The following is a 21,452-nucleotide window of genomic DNA, read 5'->3' as shown; positions in this document are numbered from 1 at the left end:
TAGTAAATGCAGAATCTTACCATTAAGCACCATCCATCATGCATACGTGCATCTCAATATTGATTGAGTGATCCTTTCTTTCTTGCATAATATGACAAACGATTAAACACTATCACACCAATTACAAAATATACAAACGAATTAATAATGAGCATTATTATCTCACCTATTGAAACAGTTCCATCAAATATAGCATTGATATTAATAATACCCCATGTTATCGGTAAACATTTTGAAAAAATATCTAATACGAACGGTAAATTATTGCCACTAACTAATACACCCGTAAAAAATAAAAATATATAATTCAAAATAACAGTAATCGCAGATATTCTTTTAAAAATAATGGATAGACCAGCTAACAAAAATGAAAACCCATATATTCCTAACATCGTCAATATTAATATAAGTATCATTAATGGATTGAGTAACGGTATAAGATTAAAGTGTCCTTTAACTAAATCAGGTGAGAAGATAAAGATAAACAATAATGTTCCCGATGACAGTATTATGCCTCCAATTGCATCAAAAATAAACGTTGCAATTGCTCGACCAAGCAGCATTAAATTTAAATTTGTCTTGGTCAGAAAAATTTGTTCAAGAGTTCCCAGCTGCATCTCTTCTTGTAATATAAAAGTAAATATTGCGATTGCATTGATACCGATATACCATACAAATATTCCTATCAATAACTGTGCAACAATATTGCTATTCCCACTATCCCTTGTCACTACTGCATAAGTAAGACCAGAAAATAATATCAAATATGAAATAATTTCAGCAATAGAATCCACATAATATCGCTTGAACATTCCTTTAAACTTGATAAATTCTGCATATAGTATATCAATCATCATACTCACCCATCACTTGTACAAATATCGATTTCAAATCTTGTCTCTCGGTCGTGATTTCTTTGATTTGAATATTTTGTTCATTTGCTTTCTGTATAAATTTCGATAATATATTCATATCTATTCGATAGATCATATCTTCGCTTATATATCCTGTTACTTTCTTATCAGTAACGATATTTACATAAGATTCATTTTGAAATGAAGCAAATAATTCCTGTTTAGATATGTCTTTTATAATACGACCATCCTTATATAAGATGATTTGATCAGCGAGCTGTTCGGCAACGTCCATTTGATGTGTCGTTAAGATGATGGTCTTTCCTGCATTCGTTAACTTCAATAAGTATTCCATCAAACTATTTGTAGATTGCACATCTAAGCCAAGTGTAGGTTCATCAAGTATAAGGAGCTCAGGATCGCGAATCATAACTATTGCTAACGCAACTTTTTGTTGCATCCCTCTCGATAATTCTGCTACATAAGTAAATTTCTTATGCGATAAATCTAATACCTCAAGCACTTCATCAATTCGATGATTCAATTGATTACGTCTTAATTTATTTAACTTGCCAAAATAGAACAAATTATCGTACACCGTTAAATAATAATAAACGTTTCGTTCTCCTTCTAGAATACATCCTATCTGAGATAATGGATTATTACCAATATAGTAATGAATCGTTCCCCTATCCGGAATAATCAAATCTACAAGGCATTTAATTAATGTAGACTTCCCAGCACCATTTTCACCGAGCAGACAAGTTATCTTTCCTTTTTGAATACTAAAAGACACATTATCTACCGCATTTACAACATCATTCTTATTTTTAAATACTTTACTTAAATTTTGAACTTCCAGTGCAAGCACTTCGTCACCCCACCTTTAACGTTCTATTTGTAAATCGTTCGACCTCCGGATCATGAGAGATTATAAATACAATTTTGTCATTACAATACTTTAACACTGATTCCAGAATCATCTGCTGTGAGGCTTTATCAATGTTACTTGTCACCTCATCTAAAATGACACAGTCTACCTGTTCATGGAATAGTCGTGAAATCATAATACGCTGCTTTTCTCCACCTGAGAAGTTCGTACCTTTTTCATAGATAACTTCATCTAAATTATGATGTGTTAATACTGACTGTAATACATCCAGACCGCTCATCATATCCCAGTCAATCGCACTTTCATCTTTCCCGAATGCGATATTATGCTTGATTGATATCGGTAATATGGAACTATCCTGAGAAAGATAATAAATATGTTCACGTAAATTTTGATTATTAAGTTCATTGACACTTTGTTCATTAATCATTACGCCTGAACTTGTTCTATACTTTAATAAGCTCTTCATCAATGTACTCTTCCCACTTCCTGACGTGCCTGTAACAAAGACGATATCACCTTTGTTAAATGTCTCGTCCACATGATATTGAAAGATACGATCGCCAATTTTAACAGTTGCATCTTTAATTGTTATTTTATCAATTCCATCAATGCTTTTATGTCCTTCTTTTTCAACTACAGGCAAAATTTCATCTGTAATAAATTCATTGGACACCTGCATATCACGATATTCTAAGTTGATACTTGTAAATGCTTGTAATGATACAAAGTATATCGGTAATACGATACTCACAATAACAAGCGCACTTACTTCAGTCTGTCCTGTATAGATAAAATAAGCGAGTACAAAATACATCATATTCTGAATAAAGCTGTTTAATAACTTAATCATTAAACTCGTGCTTTGCGCGAATTTATTTACTTCTTTCATCGAATGAAATATACGATGAACAGAAGGTCTGATTAAATTTTCTATACGTTCATATGTCGCTTGTTTAATCATATCAACATTATTAAATACACCAATGATTTCTTTATACCCTGTAGATGTCTGCTGCTGCATAACCTTACTTTTTTCCATCAATTTTTTATTGATCAGTTTATATCCAAAGTAGTTGATAGGAATCAGTATAAACAATATGACTGCAAGCCATAAATTAATTTTCAGTACAATCGCAAGGCATACAAGCAAAATAATAATATTGCTCATTAAACTGGTAATGCTATTTGCGATAAACATATAGAAACTGTTTACAATCATAGCAAATCGATCAATAAGATATGTCGGTTCTTTTTGAAGTAGATCATCATAGTTCATTTTATGCATCAGTCGATACAATTTATGCGTATGGCTTACATTAAACGAATAGGCAAAATGCTCTCTAATATACACCATGACAATTTGAATGACGTATGTTATGAACATGAAAATGATGACTAACCAAAGCGTGCTTTTATTGATATTATAATTCTCACCAAATACAGTTGTAAGCAGTAATGGTACAGATACTGTCAGCAGTGCAGTTATTAAAGTAAAAATAAAAGTAATGATTAAAAGCTTCTTATTTTCTTTAAAAAGACCGTCCACCTCACTTCACCCTTTCATAGCACTTCCCATCATCTGTTCGTTTCAAATATCCGTAATCTACCATGTACCTTCTGATTATTGCATAATCATCGTAGTATGCTTTGATTATTTCATTGATTTCTTTTTCTGAATACGTTTTAGTATGATTAAACAGAGTGACAAACCAATCGAACAATAATATTTTATCTTTTTCTTTCTTTGGAATTTGTACCAGTTTATTATTTTTGAAAAATCTTAACCTTAAATCTTCCATATAAACCTCCTTATAAAAATAAGCGACTGATTATGTTATCAGTCGCTTATTTTCAAAGTACTTCAACTATTACTTCAAATTTTGCAAACTTGAAATAACTTATGAGCATCTGCTCAAGTTGAGTTTTAAATTCCAATAGAGTGGTCTCTTCAACTTCTCCATCATGATGTAAATCTATTGAAATTCTATCATCTTGTTTTTCATGATTTTGTAATAGTCCTATACCTGTAACCAATGCATTTTTAAGTGCAATTATCTGAATAACAGACGGCACAAGTAATGGATTTGAAATAATGTCATGATTTCCAGTAATATCTACTTTCATATCCTCACTCCTAAATCAACTTACGATCATGTTCAATGATTTCTTCTTCAATTTCGATCTTTCGTTCTGTGATTTCTTCTTCAGACACTTCCTGTTCTGTAATCAGTTCGTCTTCATCATAACGAATTTCTCTGTCATCGTGATGTTCTGTCATATTATCACCTCTATCGATTTGATTTAGGGTTCATTGCATCTTTAATACCTTCACCGATGAAGTTAATACAAAGGATTGTTACTGTAATCGCAATCGCTGGTGGCATCCAGATCCATGGTTTCCCACGCAGGATATCCCCTTCTTGCGCGTCAGATAACATATTCCCCCATGTCGGTGTAGCTTTATCGATACCGAATCCTAAGAAACTCAATCCTGCTTCTGCTACAATCTGTACTGCGAATAATAATGTTGCCTGTACGATAATAACGCTTAAGATGTTCGGGAATAGGTGTTTGAATAAAATCTTATATGTTGGTGTTCCGATTGATTTTGCGGCTAAAAAATATTCATTTTCTTTCTCCTGCATCACTTTACCACGTACGAGCCTTGCAATTCCGACCCACGACAGCGCGATTAATACTGCTGCTAAGATCATTGCTGAACCGTATGGGTTTTTAATCTTATCGCTGAATGTTGCGTTTAATACGATAGCGAATGGTAGGAACGGGAATAACATTACGAACTCAGTGAAACGCATGAGTATCGTATCTACCCATCCACCGTAGTATCCCGAGATCATTCCAATCAATATACCAATAAGGAGTAACCCTACTGTTGTTACAAGTCCAAAGATTAATGACACGCGTCCTGAGTATAATAATCGGCTTAATATATCACGTCCACCGGCATCTGTTCCTAACCAGTGCTCCGGACTCATATCACCTTTAATAAGTACTAAGTTCTGAAGATTCGGATCATATGGGGCGATAAGGGGCGATAACAATGAAATAATAAAGATTGATAGTAAAGTTATCAATGCGCCCATCGCAAGTTTATTTTTCATAAATTTTGCACGTGCAATTTGCAGAGGTGACTTGGCTACTTTTTTAGGTTTTACGTTTACTGTTTCAGTTTTTACTGTATTCATAGTCATCCTCCTAGTTACTCTTAATTCTTGGGTCAACAATGCTGTATGCGATATCTGAGATTAAGTTCGCAAGTAACCCTAAGAAAGAGAAGAATAGTAATAACGCCATCATCAGAGGATAATCTTTACCACTGATTGAATCTACGAGTAATTTTCCGATACCCGGATAAGAGAAGATTGTTTCAGTGATAACTGCCCCACCAAAGATTGACAATACATCTGCTCCAAAGAAAGTAACGATTGGAATTATCGAGTTTCTTAAGATATGTTTATTATAAATCTTTGACTTAGATAATCCTTTTGCACGTGCTGTTCTTGTATAATCCTTACGTGAATTTTCAATGATATCATTACGTAGAAACTGAACATAGCTTGCTGTAGACAGAATCCCCAATATTGTTCCTGGTAGTATTGCATGGTATAGCTTACTTAAATAATATTGTAATGAACCATCTTCAAGCCCGATTGCTACCGATCCTGAAAATGGGAACCACCCTAATTTGAATGCAAAGATATAAATTGCAAACACACCAGCTACAAATGATGGTACAGCAAGCATGAGATAATTAAAGAATTGAACCGCATAATCTATAAACGTATAAGGCTTACGTCCAGAAATGATACCTAATGGAAATGCTGCAAGATATGTAATAATTAAAGTAACCACACCTAACAGTATTGTATTCGGCATTCTTTCTTTTATTAAATCAATAACTGGTCGCTTATAACGAATAGAATCACCTAAGTCTCCCTTAATTACGTTCTTACCCCATTTCATGTATTGTACATGAATCGGATCATTTAGCCCAAGCTTTTCACGCTGTGCTTCGATGTATTCAGATTTAGCATTTTTAGGATCACCCATCCCAGTAAATGCATCTCCTGGTTGAAGCTTTGAAATTCCAAATATAACAATTGATGTTAAAAATAATAACGGAATCATTAATAGTAGACGCTTAATGATTAACTGAACCATCTATAGCACTCCCTTCCTCTAGTAAGATGCAAGAAGCATAATGTCTTTCACTTAATTGAACACTTCTCGGCTTAATCGTCTTACACTCTGCTTTTGCTACAGGACATCTTGTGTGGAACGGACATCCCGATGGTGGATCAGCAGGTGAAGGGAGATCACCTTTTAATATAATACGCTCTTTACGCTTTTCAGGATCGATCTCCGGTATTGCTGAAATGAGTGCTTTCGTATACGGATGCTGTGGATTATTGTATACTTCATCTGCTGGCCCTTGTTCTACAAGGTGCCCAAGATACATAACACCAATATAATCACTAACGTGTTTCACTACACTTAAGTCATGAGCAATAAATAAATAGCTTAGATTAAACTCTTTCTGTAAATCATCCATAATATTTAATACTTGTGATTGTACGGATACGTCCAAGGCACTAACAGGTTCATCTGCTATGATGAGTTTAGGTTTTAATGCAAGTGCACGTGCAATTCCTATCCTTTGACGCTGTCCACCAGAAAATTCATGAGCATAGCGGTAATAAGCATCTTCATTTAAACCTACACGATTGAGCAGATCCTTAACCTCATCCTCAATTTCATCCATCTTTTTTCCGTAATAATTTCTAATAGGTTCACCAACAATATCTCCAACCATCTGCATAGGATTTAGTGATGCATAGGGATCCTGAAAGACCATCTGAAATCCTTTTCGCGCTTCTCTTAATTCTTTACCTTTGAGCTGTGTAATATCTTGTCCGAGAAAGTCGATTGTCCCATCTGTTGCATCTTGCAACCTTAATATTGTACGACCTGCTGTTGACTTACCACAACCTGACTCACCGACAAGACCCATTGTCTCTCCTTCAAATATCTTGAAAGATATACCATCAACAGCTTTTACGTGACCTACTGTGCGTTTAAAGAAACCGCCTTTGATTGGATAATACTGTTTCAAATTTTTAACTTCTAATATCGTTTTTTTCTCCATTACTTCACAACCTCCTTAGCGTCAGTATATAGATGACAATATGCTACATGTCCTGTTTCAAACTCCGACGCCCTTGGTGTAGTTGTATAACAATGATCCATTGCAAATGGACATCTCTCTGCAAAACGACATCCTTCAGATCTTAATTCCGTGATGGAAGGTACGATGCCCTTAATCGTTTCAAGACGCTCTACTTCTTCATCTAATTTCGGAATCGATTTAAGTAGAAGTTGAGTATATGGATGCTTTGGGTTCTTAAATACTTCAGCAACCGTTGCCTTTTCAATTATACGTCCGGCATACATCACCGCAACAGTATCACATACTTCTGAAATTACGCCTAAATCATGAGAAATAAAGATAATTGACATATCCGTCTTTGTCTGAACATCTTTCAGTAATTCTAGAATTTGAGCTTGAACAGTTACGTCTAAAGCTGTGGTTGGTTCATCAGCAATGAGTAAGCTTGGCATACATGATATAGCAAGCGCAATCATAACACGCTGACGCATGCCACCTGATAGCTGATGGGGGTATTCATCAACAATCTTGTCGGCACGAGGGATTCCAACTTGTCTTAATAATTCTATTGCACGTTCTCGTGCTTGCTGTTTATTTAACTTTAAATGTAATTGAATCATTTCAATCAGCTGATTTCCAATTGTGAAAACTGGATTTAAGGAAGTCATCGGCTCCTGGAAGATCATCGAAATTTCTTTACCACGAAATTTGTTGATTTCTTCTTCGGTTTTCTTTTCAATATGCTCACCCTTATATATAACTTCTCCTCCAGATATTCTAGAAATTTTCTCAGGGAGTAGTTTCATAAGTGACATACTAAGCACAGATTTCCCACATCCTGATTCACCAACGATGCCCATCACTTCGCCACGATCTATACTAAATGATACGCCATCGACCGCATTGTAGAACTTACCTTTGATATCGAATCCAACCTCTAGATCATTAACCTCTATAATTCTTCTATCACTCATATTCTCCCACCTTCATTCTTTCTTTCTTAAAAAAAACCTCGATAAGGATCGAGGTTTTTTTTATTATTTCTTGTCTTCTACAGCCCATTCATAAGATGGATTTGTACCTTTAAGTGATACTTCAAAGTTTTTAACTCGATCATTAACTACCGTAGTATCTACTAATTCCGCCATAGGAATAACTGGTAATTCTTTGTTCATTAATTGTTGCCATTTCACGTATAAGTCTTTACGTTTTTCTTTATCTGTTCCAACTTTGTCAAAGTCTAATGCATCATCTAATAACTTATCAGCTTCTGGATTATTATAACGAGACTCATTCCAAAGTGCATCTGAACGATATAGTCCTGATGGGTCTGGATCAGCGCCTTGAGACCAACTTCTGAAATACACTTCCATGTCTTTATCAGCATTCTCTAAATCTGTACCAAACTTACCAAATTCAACCATTTGAACTTTTGTTTTTAAACCAACTTTTTCCCAGTAACCTTTTAAAGCTGCAGTTCGTGGTTCGAATGTCGGATTAGAACCTGCATAATGTTTCAAGTTAACTTCGAATGGTTTACCTTGAGGATCCTCACGGAAGCCATCTCCATCTTTATCTTTATATCCTGCTTCATCCAGTAATTTTTCTGCTTCTTTTGTATCATATTTATAATCTTCTAACTTATCTTTATCCGCTGCTACCCAGTGATTAGATGGAATTAAACTATTCGTTTTTTCTCCATAACCATATAAGAATGCTTTAATCCATTCATCACGATTAATTGCATGCGCCATCGCTTTACGTAATCTTACATCTTGGTACTTCGGACGTTCTTTTCCGATTTTCATCGTCTTTTTATCATAATCATTTAATACAAATCCAAGAATCATGTAGCTTGTTGAAGGTGATTCTAAAACTTTAAGTTTTTCATCTCCAGATTCTTTAACCTCTTTAGCAATTGGTGCAGTAACAGAAGCCATATCTACTTCTCCACTTTCTAATGCTTGGGTTAATGAAGTCTGTTCAATTACACGTAGGTTAACCTTATCGATTTTTGGTTCACCTTGCCAGTAGTCTTTGAACTTTTCAAATTCAACAGACTCACCGTCAACAATCTTTTTAACTTTGAAAGGTCCAATACCGATTGGATTTTTACGAACTTCTGGTGATTTCCCCATATCCTTTACTGGAATATCTTTAAAGACTTTCTCACTGATTGGAGCGCCTGTCCATAAATTTAATAAATTATTTACTTTCTTCTTATCAAAAGTGACTTCTGCTGTATAGTCATCAATTTTCTTGATACCTGATACAGTATCGGCTTTGCCATCGTGCTTTTCTTTAGCACCTTTAATATCTTCCACACCAGTATAACGAGGACCATCGTAATCTTTATCCGCTAAAGTTTCTAAAGTGAAGATCCAGTCATTGATTGTAAATTCATTACCATCTTGCCATTTAATCCCTTTTTTAACTTTGAATTCATAAGTTTTACCGTCACCTTTATCTTTCCACGAAAGAATTTTAGGCTTCATTTCTAGTTCATCGTTATAATCTACTAATCCATCATTGAAATAACTAATAACTTCTGAATCTCCCGTACTTTTTGCAAAGATAGACTGGAAGTTACCTTCTGGTGGTGCACTCAGCCCTACATTTAAAGTCCCGCCTTTAGCGTCACTTTTTTCTGTTTTACCACTTTTTGCACCTGTCTTACCTGTGTCTTCATTCTTCTTACCGCCACCACATGCAGCAAGTACTAAAACTAATGCAAGTATTAAAATACTGAAAAACTTAAACTTTCTCTTCATGTTATACCCCCCATATTTGAATTAAAGTTGGAATCTATACTTATCGTGTTAGATTTTCCATTATATGAATAAATATTATATTCATATAATGGAAAACCCAATGAATAATGTACGAATTCCGATATAAATTATTAGCTTAAATAAATTATATTGATTTCAGACAATTCTGTCAACGTTATTTTCAGAATTTTTGTTTTTTTATATTATATTGATATTTATGTTTTTATGGGAAATTCTATAATCAAGTTAGCCACCTACGGTGTGCTTTAAAAAAATAAAAAATGAGCCATGTGCATCCATGTTAATATTGTAGTTACCACAACAAACAATAAGGAATGAATGCAAATGACTCATCTAAATGGTACCACTAATCATATTAAAGGAAAACACTTAACTGAATTTGAAAGACATCAAATTCAGATTTTGAAGAGTGAAAATTATTCAAATCGTGCTATTGCTAAAATTTTGAATAGAGCACCTCAAACGATTAACAATGAGATCAATAGAGGAACTGTTAAACAAATTAAGCGCATAGTTTCTAATAGTAAAGAATATTTTTATGATTATGAATGCTATTTCCCTGATGTTGCTCAACTTAAATATGAAACAAATCGTATGAATTCTTGCAGGACACCAAAACATCAGTTATCTCATGCTTTTATTGATTGGGCTGATAAGATGATGTTGAATAAAAAATGGTCTCCCGATGTTGTAATAGCCTATGCTAAAAAGAATAATATTTTTTGTGATTCTATTATTCCTTGTGTTTCAACACTATATAACTGGATTGAAAGAGGAATTATGAAGACCTCTAATATCGACCTTATAGAGAAGATATCACGAAAACCAATTACAAATAGAAGACCTAGTCGAAAAAATAAAAAAGTATTAGGAAAATCTATCGAAGATAGAAGTCACGAAATCAATTCTAGAGATGTCTTTGGTCATTGGGAAATTGATACTGTTATTGGTTCTAAACTTAAAAACGAAAGAGCGTTACTTACACTTGTTGAAAGACAGACACGATATGAAATCATCGTTCCTATTAAAAGTAAAAATAATGATGCTGTCACATTAGCATTAAGTCAATTAAAAGATCAATTAGATAATTCATTTTCACGAATATTCAAGTCTATTACTTCTGATAACGGATCAGAGTTCAGTGACCTTACGGAGACACTACCTGACACTGAAATATACTTTACGCACCCTTATTCATCATGGGAACGAGGTACTAAAGAAAACCATCATAAATTCATTAGACGGATAATCCCTAAAGGAATCAGTATGGAATCAGTATCTGATGAGATAATTTATCGTATCCAAAACTGGATGAACAATTATCCCAGAAAAATTCTAGATTATGAAACACCTAAATACCTGTTTCTGAAGTCACTAAAATCCGAAGGATTATTAAGTGAACCATTAAGCTACTATCTCTATTAATTTGGATGTAGTGGCTAACTTGCAATTGAAATTTTCGTTTATGTTTTTATAAAAAATAGCAGCGGAATTTTCCACTGCTAAATCGTCAATTATTTTTTCTTTTCGATATAAACTTCTTTTAATGAAGTGTCAGCTCCAAATTTGTGAATTATAAAGTTTTTAACGTGAGGTTGTACTAATCGAGCAGCTCCACGTTGATAAATAGGGGCAATTACAGCTTCTTCTAATACAATATCTTCTGCTTCAACCATCGTTGTCCATCGTTTATCAATATCATCTAATAATGGACCTTTTGCATCTTGAACCTTTTGATCAAATTCTTTATTTGACCAACCTGTTTGGTTATGGCCTCCATCTGTAACATATAAGTCAACAAACGTCATTGGGTCTGGATAGTCAGGACCCCAACCAGCAAATGATAAATCATATTTCATTTTCGATTCTAATTGAAGTTTCTGTTTAAATGGTTGCTGCTTAATATTTATTTTTAATCCAGGTAAGTTGTTCTCTAATTGTTCTTTGATATACTCACCAGCAGTTTTCGACTCTTCTTGATCATAAGTTAAATATTCAAATGTAAACGAATCTTTACCTAAAGCTTTTTTAGCTTTTTCGAAATGTGCTTTAGCTTCTTCTTTATTATAAGATAATTTATTCTTTAATGAATCAGTAAAATCTTTGCCGTCTTTTTCAACAAATTCTTTAGGTGTATTTGTATCTAAAGGTTTTGAACCATTTTTAAGTAAAGTATCAACATACGCTTGTTTATCAATTGATTTTGCAATCGCTAATCTTAAGTCTTTGTTAGCCAAATCTTTATTCTCTTGATTCATGCGGATAAAAAATGTAGTTGACTGTAATTCTGTCGATAATTTAGGATCATCTTTATATTTATCAACTTGCTCCGCTGGTAATGTTACACGATCTAATTTTCCAGTATTAAATAAGTTTAATGCAGTATTTTGATCTTTAATGATTTTGTAGTTTACTTCTTTAAGTTTTACTTTATCTTTATCCCAATATTTTTTATTAGGTGTTAACTTAAATGATTTTTCAGTTTGCCAATCATTTAAAACGAAAGGACCGTTGAATAAAGTAGTTTCTTTTGTAGTACCATACTTATCACCTTGTTCTTTAACAAACTTCTCATTTTGAGGTAGGAATACTCCAAATGTTAATAATTCTTCAAAATAAGGAACATTGTCATTTAACTGAATTTCTAAAGTATTATCATCTATAGCTTTAACACCTAGTTCCTCTGGTTTCATTTTTCCAGTATTAACTTCTTGTGCATTTTTTAGATCCATCATAATGTATGAATATTCAGATGCTGTTTTAGGATCTAATGTTCTTCTCCAAGCAAAAACAAAGTCTTTTGCTGTTACAGGATCTCCATTTGACCATTTTGCGTCTTTACGTAATTTAATCGTCCATGTTTTTCCATCTTTTGACTTTTCGGGTTTTCCTTCAGCAACTGCAGGAATCGCTTTATCATTTTTATCTAATGTATAAAGTCCTTCCATTACTTGAAAGAATACATTGAATGCAACAGCGTCTGTTGCTAATGAAGAGTCAAGTGTTGGTATATCTGAACCTTCTTGTAAGTTTAATACTTGAGCATTTTTATCATCTGATTTGTTGCCTCCAGAACAAGCTGCTAAAAATCCAGATAATGTAATTATTAGTACAAGTAAATAAGAAAAACTTTTTTTCATTTATATATCCCCCCAACTTTTTTTAAATCATCTGCGCAAATATTCAGAAGATTTGTAATTAATTATATTTTAATAGTTTCAGATAATCAATACCTTTGATTATATATATCTATAATTTTTTGAATATCTCTTTAACTTTGATTATTAAAGAAATATCAAAAATCATCTTCCTTATTAATATTTCTCTATAATTTGTAATTTTTCTTATATTTTTCAAGTTCTTCAATAGAACAATAAACATAATGATCGGGGGCGACTTCACGCAATTCAAGCTTATCTTCTGGAGAATATGCATGAACTTCCGGATTGTATGTTCTTCTGACTCTTGTTCTCTCTGACTCGGGATCTGGTAATGGAATTGCCGACAATAACGATTTAGTATATTCATGCATAGGATTATTGTAAAGTGAATCAGCTGGACCTACTTCAACAAGCTTGCCAAAATACATAACACCAATTCGATCTGAAATATATTTAACCATGGATAAATCATGGGCAATAAACAGAAAAGTGATGCCACGTTCTCGTTGTAGTTTCTGCATTAAATTTACAACTTGTGCTTGGATTGAAACATCAAGAGCTGAAATAGGTTCATCTGCGATAATAAATTCAGGTTCTACTGCTAGTGCACGGGCAATGCCTATACGTTGTCTTTGACCACCTGAAAACTCATGTGGATAACGGTTCGCATGTTCTTTGTTTAATCCTACTGTTTCTAATAATTCATACACACGATCAGCACGTTCTTCTTTATTTTTAGCCAATTTATGGATATCTATTCCTTCTGCAATTATATCCATTACTTTTAATCTTGGATTTAAGGATGCATAAGGATCCTGAAATATCATTTGCATACGACGATTAAATTTTAATAAGTCTTTCTTTTTCTTAATTGATTGAATATCAATTCCATCAAAAATTACTTCGCCGCCTGTTGCATTATATAACTTAATTAAAGTACGTCCTGTAGTTGATTTACCACATCCAGACTCTCCTACAAGACCTAAAGTTTCACCTTTATAAATATCAAACGAAATATCATCAATTGCACGTACTTCATTAGGTTTACCAACATTGAAATATTGTTTCAAATTCTTAACTTCAATAAGTTTTTCTTTTCCATCACCATATAATCCTTGTGACGTTATTTGTTTTGGTAAATTTTTTTTGTTCTCATCCATATGTTCTTTAAAGTGTACATTCTCATTTGTTGAATGATTATGAATTATTTTACTCACCATTAAAAGCTAACCCCCTCAACGCGAATAGGTTTATCAAAATCACTTGATATTGGACGCATCATTTGTTTTACCATTTCAGGTGGTTCAACTTTAGGTGCATTCGGATCCATTAACCATGATTTCACAAAATGTGTTTCAGACACTTGATACCATGGTGCCTCTTGTTCAAAGTCAATTTGAAGTGCGTATTCTGAACGTCGAGCAAATGCATCACCAATAGGTGGTTTAATTAAATCAGGTGGTGTACCTGGTATCGCTTTTAGCTCTGTTTCACCATCAGTATCTAAACTCGGCATTGATGACAATAATCCCCATGTATATGGATGTTTTGGATTATAGAAAACTTCATCAACAGTTCCTGTTTCAACAATTTGCCCTCCATACATTACTGCCACACGATCAGCTACGTTAGCGACTACTCCTAAATCATGTGTAATAAATATTATTGATGTATCAATTTTCTTTTGTAAGTCTTTCATTAATTCAAGAATTTGTGCTTGAATTGTAACATCTAAAGCAGTGGTAGGTTCATCTGCAATTAATATTTTAGGATCACATGCTAATGCTGTTGCAATTACTATACGTTGACGTTGCCCACCAGAGAACTGATGTGGATAATTGTTAAATCTACCTTCAGGGTTAGGTAAACCAACAAGTCTTAATATATCTAAAGCTCTTGATTTCGCATCAACTCTAGATAATTTCTGATGTTTAATCAATGGCTCCATCACTTGTTTACCAATCTTCATTGTTGGATTTAAACTTGTCATAGGATCCTGGAAAATCATAGAAATATCTTTTCCGCGCACCTTTTGCATTTCTTTTTCACTCAATTTCGTTAAATCTTTTCCGTCAAATAAAATTTGACCTTCTTTAATACGACTTGGAGGTGTCGGTAATAATCTCATCAATGCTTTTGTAGTAACCGATTTCCCTGAACCCGACTCTCCTACAATTGCAAGTGTTTCCGCTTTATCCAGATAAAAATCAACACCACGTACTGCTTGAACTTCCCCCGCCTTAATATCGAAGGAAACTTTTAAATTCTTAACTTCTAAAATTCTTTCTGCCATTTTCATTTCCTCCTTTATTTACGCATTTTTGGATCAAAAGCATCGCGAACACCATCACCAAATAAGTAAAAACATAAGATTAGTAAACTAAGTATCATTGAAGGTACAAACATTTGATACGGCTCAATTAATAACATTTTTCGTCCATCGTTTACAAGTGATCCCAATGAAGCATTCGGAGCTGGAATACCTAACCCTATGAAACTTAAGAATGCTTCAAAAAATATAGCACTCGGAACAGAGAACATAGCTGTTACAATAATTGGGCCTAAAGTATTAGGTAATATATGTTTAAAAATTAGACTCGAATTTGAAGCACCGAGTGTTCTAGATGCCATAACAAACTCTTGATTTTTAAGCTTCAAAAATTGGCCTCGGACAATTCGACTCATACCTATCCATCCTGTCAGACTCATTGCTAATACAATTGTTAACATACTCGCATCAAAGATAATTACAAATAAAATCATAATAATTAAGTTTGGAATAGATGCAATAATTTCAATAATACGTTGCATAAAAGTATCAGTTGCACCACCAAAAAATCCAGAAACAGACCCGTAAGTAATTCCTATCACTACATCTAACAATGCTGCAATTATACCTATTAATAGAGAGACTTGTGTTCCCTTCCACACTCGAGTAAAAATATCTCTTCCTAACCTATCTGTTCCAAACCAATAACTGTCTTTTATATTATTTTCTTCGTATTTGTTATACCCATCCTTATCTTCACCTGTAAAAGGTAAGAATTTAACATCTTTTAAGATTTCAATTCTGGGCGCAAGATTTTCATGACCTTTATGTTGTTCTCTATATGTATGTCCACTAATCAACGGACCTATAAGTGCCATTAATGTTAACAAAACTAACCCTATCAAACCTAAGACAGCGCCTTTGTTTGCTTTTAGCTGAAGCCATGCATCCTGCCAAAATGTTCTTGATTCTCTTTCAATTTTTTCATCGTTAATTTCATTTTTATCAGCAAGTATAAATGAGCCAGGATGTATTTGTAATGATTGGTTTAAATCGCCATGATTAATATATTTTTCATTATATTCTTGAGTCATTAATCTTTTCCTCCTTGAACTCGAATTCGCGGGTCAATTATTCCATATAGAATATCAACAATGAATAACACTGTAATGAATAAAAAGCTAAACAAAATAGTTAATGCCATAATTACAGGATAATCATTTTGTTGTATAGACCTAACGAACTGATCTCCAATTCCGGGAATTGCAAAAATTGTTTCAATGGTTAATGCACCTGTTAATATACCTACAGTCATTGGTCCGATCAAAGTAATAATTGGAATTAATGCATTTCTCAATGCATGACCAAATAATACTTTGATTGTTGAATTTCCTTTTGCTTTAGCTAAAGTTATATAATCAGAACTTAACACTTCAATCATTTCTGAACGAATATAACGTGCAATCGTTGCAATTACTCCTGCAGAAAGTGCTAAAGAAGGCAATACTGCATATTTTAGACCATCAAATTCTGCAACAGGAAAAATTGGATTTCTTACAGCAAAAAAGTACTGAAGTAAAACTGCTAGTACAAATGAAGGTACAGATATAGCTACTACTGAAAAGAGAGTTGCTAAATAATCAATCCAAGTATTTTGTTTAACTGCTGCAATAATACCTAGTATGATACCTATTGTTACACCAATTAACATAGCATAAGCACCTATTTCCGCTGATGGTCCCAATCTCGGTATTATTAAATCTAATACTTCTTTCCCATCATATTGGAAACTATTTCCAAAATCACCTGTTGCAACATTTTTAATGTAGTTACCATACTGTACTGGTAATGGGTCATTTAACCCGTATTTTTCTTTTACAATTTGCTTTTGTTCAGCAGATAATTTCTCATCGTTAAAAGGTGACCCTGGCATTAACTTCATAAGAAAGAAAGTTGCTGTAGCGACAATAAATAACGTAATTACCATGTAGAATAATCTTTTTAAAGCATACTTAAACATGAAAAAGCCTCCCATTCCTCCATAAAATACTTCTTTCAAACAGTTACAACATATTTTTAATTGTTTTTCTATATTTGTAGTACAATTATTATTTAAATTTTAAAAGTAACTAAATTTTCAGAAGATTAATTATATTATAAAACTTATGTATACAAAATATCAATATCTATTTTAAGATTTTTAATAATTATCTGGCTTTAAACAACATAATATAATGAGATAAACAAATGTTCATCGCGTTATCTCATATTTAAGTATATTTTTTTATAATAATATATAGTTATAATTATTTAGATATATTTATTTTTTTAATATAATAGATTTAATATAGAGGAGGACAATATATGGAAAAGTTTATTTATATAATTTTGACTGAATTATTTTTTATTTTATTATTAACTTTTATATTTCATTTTTCATTTATTAATGCTTTATTCATCATAGGTATGACAGGCTTGTGTGCTGGTTTACTTCTCTTGATTTATTCCGGTGGTGCCTTTAGTATTATCGGCTTTTCATTTCGAAGATTCCATTATATAATGGCCCCTAAAAGTGTGAAATCTACTATGGACGAGAGTAGTGATTCACATAAATCACTTACAATCAGAAGTGAAAAATATCCAATTACATCACCATTAATTATTGTATCTACGTTGTTACTAACGTTAAGCATTCTATTATTAATATTATAAAAGCGTATGCAGCAATTGCTGCATACGCTTTTATTAATATTTCTTCAACACTAGTACTGCATTATGTCCACCGAATCCAAGGCTGTTTGTCATGGCGTATTCGATATCCTTTGTCACTGCTTTCTCCGGAACATAATTTAGATCAAGTTCCGCATCAGGTGTATCTTGATGTATCGTCGGAGGAATCTGGCCTGTCTGTAATGCGAGGGCTGTAATAATCGTCTCAACAGCGCCTGTTGCGCCGAGTAGATGCCCTGTCATCGATTTAGTTGATGACACAAGTAGATCTTTCGCTGATTCCCCGAATGTTGCTTTGATGGCCATCGTCTCATATAAATCGCCAATGGGTGTACTCGTACCATGGGCGTTCAAGTATCCCACATCACTCGGTGTTATTCCAGCGTCTTTCAGTGCCATGTTCATCGTACGTGTGCCACCTTCACCGTTTGGCGCGGGTGCTGTAATATGATGGGCATCACCGTTATTCCCGTAGCCCACGACTTCTGCATAAATATGTGCTCCACGTGCTAATGCGTGCTCGAGTTCTTCCAGGACAACGACACCTGCGCCTTCACCCATAATGAAACCATCGCGTCCTTCCTGGAATGGTCTGCATGCTGTATGTGGATCATCGTTCGTACTTAATGCTTTATTCGCACTGAATCCTGCTAAGCTCATACGTGTAATCGGTGCTTCAGCACCTCCTGCAAACATTACATCTGCGTCGCCGTACTGTATAATACGCATGGCATCACCGATAGAGTTTGTTCCTGTGGCACATGCTGTCACTGTACAGCCATTCGGCCCTTTAGCACCGAGTGCAATTGATACTTGCCCTGCTGCCATGTCAGGTATCAGCATCGGTACGAAGAATGGACTTACACGTCTAGGTCCCTTTTCTGTCATCGCAGTATGTGCAAGCTCAAATGTCTCCATCCCACCAATTCCAGAACCAATCCAGACACCAACACGATCGCTGTTGTCATCATCAATCTGCAGCTTAGAATCTTTAAGCGCTTCATTTGCTGCGACAACCGCATATTGTGTAAAGCGATCCATTCTACGGGCTTCTTTCTTATCTATATAGTCTTCAACATTGAAGTCTTTCAGTTCTCCAGCCACTTTCACATTCATATCACTCGTATCAATACGCGTAATCGTATCGATACCATTGACACCGTTTAATGCATTGTTAAATGTTGTCTGTACATCGTTACCGATAGGTGTCAAAGCACCCATACCTGTTATTACAACTCTTCTCATCTTTTTTCCTCCTGTCCCCATATCAATGCGATTGCGCCGAATGTCAGTCCACCACCAAATCCGGTTAATATGAGTTGATCTCCATTTTTTATTTTACCGTTTTGACATTCATATGCAATAGATAATGGAATACTTGCCGCTGAAGTATTACCATACTTGTCGAGCGTTGTACTCACTTGTGAAGCGGAGAGTCCGAGGCGTTCTCTCGCTGATTCAATGATTCTCGTGTTCGCCTGATGTGGAATCAGCATATCAATATCCTGTGCATGAAGTCCTGCCTTATCCATAACAAGTTGTGACTGTTCTTCAAGAATACGCACCGCAAACTTAAATACTTCACGCCCATTCATCTTTAGGTACCCGGATGCTTTATCATCATAGAGATGAAATGCACCGCTACCGTCACTTCCCCAGTTATAAGCCTGAATACCATAATTATCACTGACCTGACTGACAATCACTGCACCTGCACCATCACCAAAGAGCACTGCAGTATTACGGTCCTCCATATTGGTAATTTTCGAAAGTTTATCTGCACCTACAACAAGAATATTACGGTAATTTCCTGATAAGATAAACTGCTGTGCCGTTATAAGAGAATAAATAAATCCCGTACATGCTGCAAGCTGATCCATTGCCGGCACTTTGCTCAATTTTAAACGATGCTGCAGCTGACAAGCCACCGATGGAAAGTGATGGTCTCCTGTTGATGTTGCAACAAGAATCAGATCAATGTCTTCCGGTTTAATCGCTGCATCTTCAATCGCCTGCAGCGCAGCATAATATGCCATATCACTGACATCCATGTCTTGATCTGCGAACCTTCTTTCCTTGATGCCTGTACGCGATACAATCCATTCATCTGTTGTTTCGAGATAGTTTTCAAAATAATGATTATCTATAATCGTTTCAGGTACATATGTTCCAATCCCTATAATCCCTGCATTCATTACAGCACCTACTTATATCAAGTTTTAGTATCTGGTACTAATTTATCACATAATAAAAAACACTTCAATATAAAGAAGTGTTTTTTAGCTTACTTTAATCAGATACGCACTCTCCTGATATGTCGGGGGTAGTTTCTTATTCGGAAGAATGCCTGTCACTTTAAATCTCTGTATATCCGATTTGAGTTTCTTAACATACACTTCATCTACAGATTTCGATATCTCAAGATCAGTGATGTTGTTATTCATTCCGTATTTTTTGGTTCCACCTTTAAGTCTCCGTTCATAGTAATCATCAGCAATATCTGAATATAATTTCGATATATTCTGCGTCGTACTACCGATAACAAAGTCCCCTAAGTAACTTTGATCAGAAATATACCCGATGGCTTTCTTATTGCGTGCTTTAACAACCTCCATTACATCTCGATTTGTCCCGTCTGCTGCTGGATAGATCACATCTGCACTCTCCTTATCAATCAACCCTATTGTACATGCTTGTGAATCCCCATTATATCCCCATGTCTTTATATACTTTGTTTTAACTTTAACAGATTTTTCTTCATAATGGGCGCCATCTATAAATCCATCTATCTCTGGCTGTCCTTTAAATGCCCCGACAATTCCAAGCACCTTCGTTTTAGACTCATGTGCCGCGAGCATTCCTCCGAAAAATCCCATCGCATATCCTTCTATATTTAATGAAGATACATTTTTAGCACGACTCTCCCCATTCAAAAAGACAAAATGCATCTTCGGATACTTCACTGCAGCCTGATTAAACACTGCTTCAAATTCAGAGCCTTGCCCGTATATAATATTGACATCGCGCTCAGCAAATTGATGAATCGTATCCATTACCGCCTTATCGGTCTTTAGATTCTCCTGAACAAAAAAGTTGGCGTTGTGTGTCTGGATAATATTTAATATACCCTTATATCCTTCTGTGCCCCATGTCTGGTCATGAACTGATTCTTTGGATAAATATGCGATACTTCTAATCTCCTGATGTTTCGGAATAATAGAATAAATACATAGGACAATAAGTACGCAGACCGTTGCTAAGGAGATAACTTTATAATTCATAATATTTCCTTTCTAAAATAAGGTATACTTTTTTATGCTACTCTTTTATAATAAACTATATAGAATAAAGTTGGGGGAGAAATATTATGAATTATATTTTCACATTTGTGTGGGCTTTCATTCTTGTTCAAATGATTAATTTCGTTTTAATGAGTCTCGGTGGCGGACAGGATCTTAACTTACCATTTGCATCAATCATGGGCGTCATCTTTGGTATTCTTGCAATTATTATTGCACATATTATTCCGAATGAACCGATACCCCACCACGAAGAGCATTAAT

The 21,452-nt window shown here is 34.4% G+C and carries 21 protein-coding genes and 1 pseudogene; 3 read left to right on the top strand and 19 right to left on the bottom strand.

What is annotated here, in order from left to right; all coding sequences use genetic code 11:
* Positions 1 to 53: 53 nt before the first annotated feature.
* The 11 genes from KYI10_03315 to opp4A all read right to left on the bottom strand — a co-directional run bounded on the left by KYI10_03315 (position 54) and on the right by opp4A (position 9,708).
* The gene (locus KYI10_03315; protein QYA33896.2) at positions 54 to 857 is read right to left on the bottom strand and encodes an ABC transporter permease; all 804 of its coding nucleotides are present in this window, start codon (positions 855 to 857) and stop codon (positions 54 to 56) included.
* Positions 847 to 1,725, bottom strand: coding sequence for an ABC transporter ATP-binding protein (locus KYI10_03310; protein ID QYA33895.2), 879 nt, complete (start codon positions 1,723 to 1,725; stop codon positions 847 to 849). Before KYI10_03310 ends, KYI10_03315 begins: the two co-directional genes overlap by 11 nt.
* A 4-nt stretch (positions 1,726 to 1,729) precedes the next feature.
* Positions 1,730 to 3,295: an ABC transporter ATP-binding protein gene (locus tag KYI10_03305; GenBank protein QYA33473.1), complete on the bottom strand. Its 1,566-nt coding sequence runs from the start codon at positions 3,293 to 3,295 to the stop codon at positions 1,730 to 1,732.
* Position 3,296: 1 nt separating this feature from the next.
* Positions 3,297 to 3,548 (bottom strand): DUF2087 domain-containing protein, encoded by a 252-nt coding sequence (locus KYI10_03300; GenBank protein ID QYA33472.1) that lies wholly within the window; start codon positions 3,546 to 3,548, stop codon positions 3,297 to 3,299.
* 52 nt (positions 3,549 to 3,600) lie between these two features.
* A complete protein-coding gene (locus tag KYI10_03295) occupies positions 3,601 to 3,873 on the bottom strand; it encodes a hypothetical protein (protein QYA33471.1) in 273 nt (90 codons plus the stop codon).
* Between the two features lie 10 nt (positions 3,874 to 3,883).
* Complete coding sequence (locus KYI10_03290; GenBank protein QYA33470.1) at positions 3,884 to 4,027, bottom strand: hypothetical protein; 144 nt, start codon at positions 4,025 to 4,027, stop codon at positions 3,884 to 3,886.
* Positions 4,028 to 4,037: 10 nt separating this feature from the next.
* Positions 4,038 to 4,955, bottom strand: coding sequence for an oligopeptide ABC transporter permease (gene opp4C, locus KYI10_03285; protein QYA33469.2), 918 nt, complete (start codon positions 4,953 to 4,955; stop codon positions 4,038 to 4,040).
* Between the two features lie 10 nt (positions 4,956 to 4,965).
* Complete coding sequence (gene opp4B / locus KYI10_03280) at positions 4,966 to 5,931, bottom strand: oligopeptide ABC transporter permease (GenBank protein QYA33468.1); 966 nt, start codon at positions 5,929 to 5,931, stop codon at positions 4,966 to 4,968.
* Positions 5,912 to 6,916 (bottom strand): dipeptide ABC transporter ATP-binding protein, encoded by a 1,005-nt coding sequence (locus KYI10_03275; GenBank protein ID QYA33467.1) that lies wholly within the window; start codon positions 6,914 to 6,916, stop codon positions 5,912 to 5,914. The genes opp4B and KYI10_03275 overlap by 20 nt, the downstream gene beginning before the upstream one ends.
* Positions 6,916 to 7,911 (bottom strand): ABC transporter ATP-binding protein, encoded by a 996-nt coding sequence (locus KYI10_03270; protein QYA33466.1) that lies wholly within the window; start codon positions 7,909 to 7,911, stop codon positions 6,916 to 6,918. Before KYI10_03270 ends, KYI10_03275 begins: the two co-directional genes overlap by 1 nt.
* Positions 7,912 to 7,974: 63 nt before the next feature.
* Positions 7,975 to 9,708, bottom strand: a complete 1,734-nt coding sequence (opp4A, locus tag KYI10_03265) for an oligopeptide ABC transporter substrate-binding protein (GenBank protein ID QYA33465.1) — start codon at positions 9,706 to 9,708, stop codon at positions 7,975 to 7,977.
* Between the two features lie 345 nt (positions 9,709 to 10,053).
* Between opp4A and KYI10_03260 the strand changes: the two genes are divergently transcribed.
* Complete coding sequence (locus tag KYI10_03260; GenBank protein ID QYA33464.1) at positions 10,054 to 11,154, top strand: IS30 family transposase; 1,101 nt, start codon at positions 10,054 to 10,056, stop codon at positions 11,152 to 11,154.
* A gap of 89 nt (positions 11,155 to 11,243) precedes the next feature.
* On the opposite strand, the gene KYI10_03255 is transcribed toward KYI10_03260, so the two are convergent.
* The 5 genes and pseudogenes from KYI10_03255 to opp3b form a co-directional block, all read right to left on the bottom strand.
* The gene (locus KYI10_03255; GenBank protein QYA33463.1) at positions 11,244 to 12,869 is read right to left on the bottom strand and encodes a peptide ABC transporter substrate-binding protein; all 1,626 of its coding nucleotides are present in this window, start codon (positions 12,867 to 12,869) and stop codon (positions 11,244 to 11,246) included.
* 185 nt (positions 12,870 to 13,054) lie between these two features.
* Positions 13,055 to 14,110, bottom strand: coding sequence for an ATP-binding cassette domain-containing protein (locus KYI10_03250; protein QYA33894.2), 1,056 nt, complete (start codon positions 14,108 to 14,110; stop codon positions 13,055 to 13,057).
* Positions 14,110 to 15,183, bottom strand: coding sequence for an ABC transporter ATP-binding protein (locus KYI10_03245; protein QYA33462.2), 1,074 nt, complete (start codon positions 15,181 to 15,183; stop codon positions 14,110 to 14,112). The genes KYI10_03250 and KYI10_03245 overlap by 1 nt, the downstream gene beginning before the upstream one ends.
* Before the next feature lie 14 nt (positions 15,184 to 15,197).
* Positions 15,198 to 16,178 (bottom strand): annotated as a pseudogene (gene opp3C, locus KYI10_03240) (oligopeptide ABC transporter permease).
* A 74-nt stretch (positions 16,179 to 16,252) separates the two neighbouring features.
* On the bottom strand, positions 16,253 to 17,179 hold the full coding sequence (opp3b, locus tag KYI10_03235) for an oligopeptide ABC transporter permease (protein QYA33893.1): 927 nt from the start codon (positions 17,177 to 17,179) through the stop codon (positions 16,253 to 16,255).
* Between the two features lie 344 nt (positions 17,180 to 17,523).
* Here opp3b and KYI10_03230 point away from each other — a divergent pair, with 344 nt between their 5' ends.
* Positions 17,524 to 17,871, top strand: a complete 348-nt coding sequence (locus tag KYI10_03230; protein ID QYA33460.1) for a DUF3899 domain-containing protein — start codon at positions 17,524 to 17,526, stop codon at positions 17,869 to 17,871.
* Between the two features lie 33 nt (positions 17,872 to 17,904).
* Here the strand turns inward: KYI10_03230 and fabF are convergent, their stop codons facing one another.
* The 3 genes from fabF to KYI10_03215 all read right to left on the bottom strand — a co-directional run bounded on the left by fabF (position 17,905) and on the right by KYI10_03215 (position 21,170).
* Positions 17,905 to 19,134, bottom strand: a complete 1,230-nt coding sequence (gene fabF, locus KYI10_03225; GenBank protein ID QYA33459.1) for a beta-ketoacyl-ACP synthase II — start codon at positions 19,132 to 19,134, stop codon at positions 17,905 to 17,907.
* Positions 19,131 to 20,084 (bottom strand): beta-ketoacyl-ACP synthase III, encoded by a 954-nt coding sequence (locus tag KYI10_03220; protein ID QYA33458.1) that lies wholly within the window; start codon positions 20,082 to 20,084, stop codon positions 19,131 to 19,133. Before KYI10_03220 ends, fabF begins: the two co-directional genes overlap by 4 nt.
* 84 nt (positions 20,085 to 20,168) lie before the next feature.
* Positions 20,169 to 21,170, bottom strand: coding sequence for a BMP family ABC transporter substrate-binding protein (locus KYI10_03215; protein ID QYA33457.1), 1,002 nt, complete (start codon positions 21,168 to 21,170; stop codon positions 20,169 to 20,171).
* A gap of 86 nt (positions 21,171 to 21,256) precedes the next feature.
* On the opposite strand from KYI10_03215, the gene KYI10_03210 reads away from it, so the two are divergent.
* Complete coding sequence (locus KYI10_03210; GenBank protein QYA33456.1) at positions 21,257 to 21,451, top strand: DUF2929 family protein; 195 nt, start codon at positions 21,257 to 21,259, stop codon at positions 21,449 to 21,451.
* Position 21,452: the final 1 nt, after the last annotated feature.

Source organism: Macrococcus sp. 19Msa1099, from assembly GCA_019357535.2.
Lineage (GTDB): Bacteria > Bacillota > Bacilli > Staphylococcales > Staphylococcaceae > Macrococcoides > Macrococcoides psychrotolerans.
Note: the sequence above shows the minus strand (reverse complement) of the source record. Positions and strands in the feature narration are given on the sequence as shown.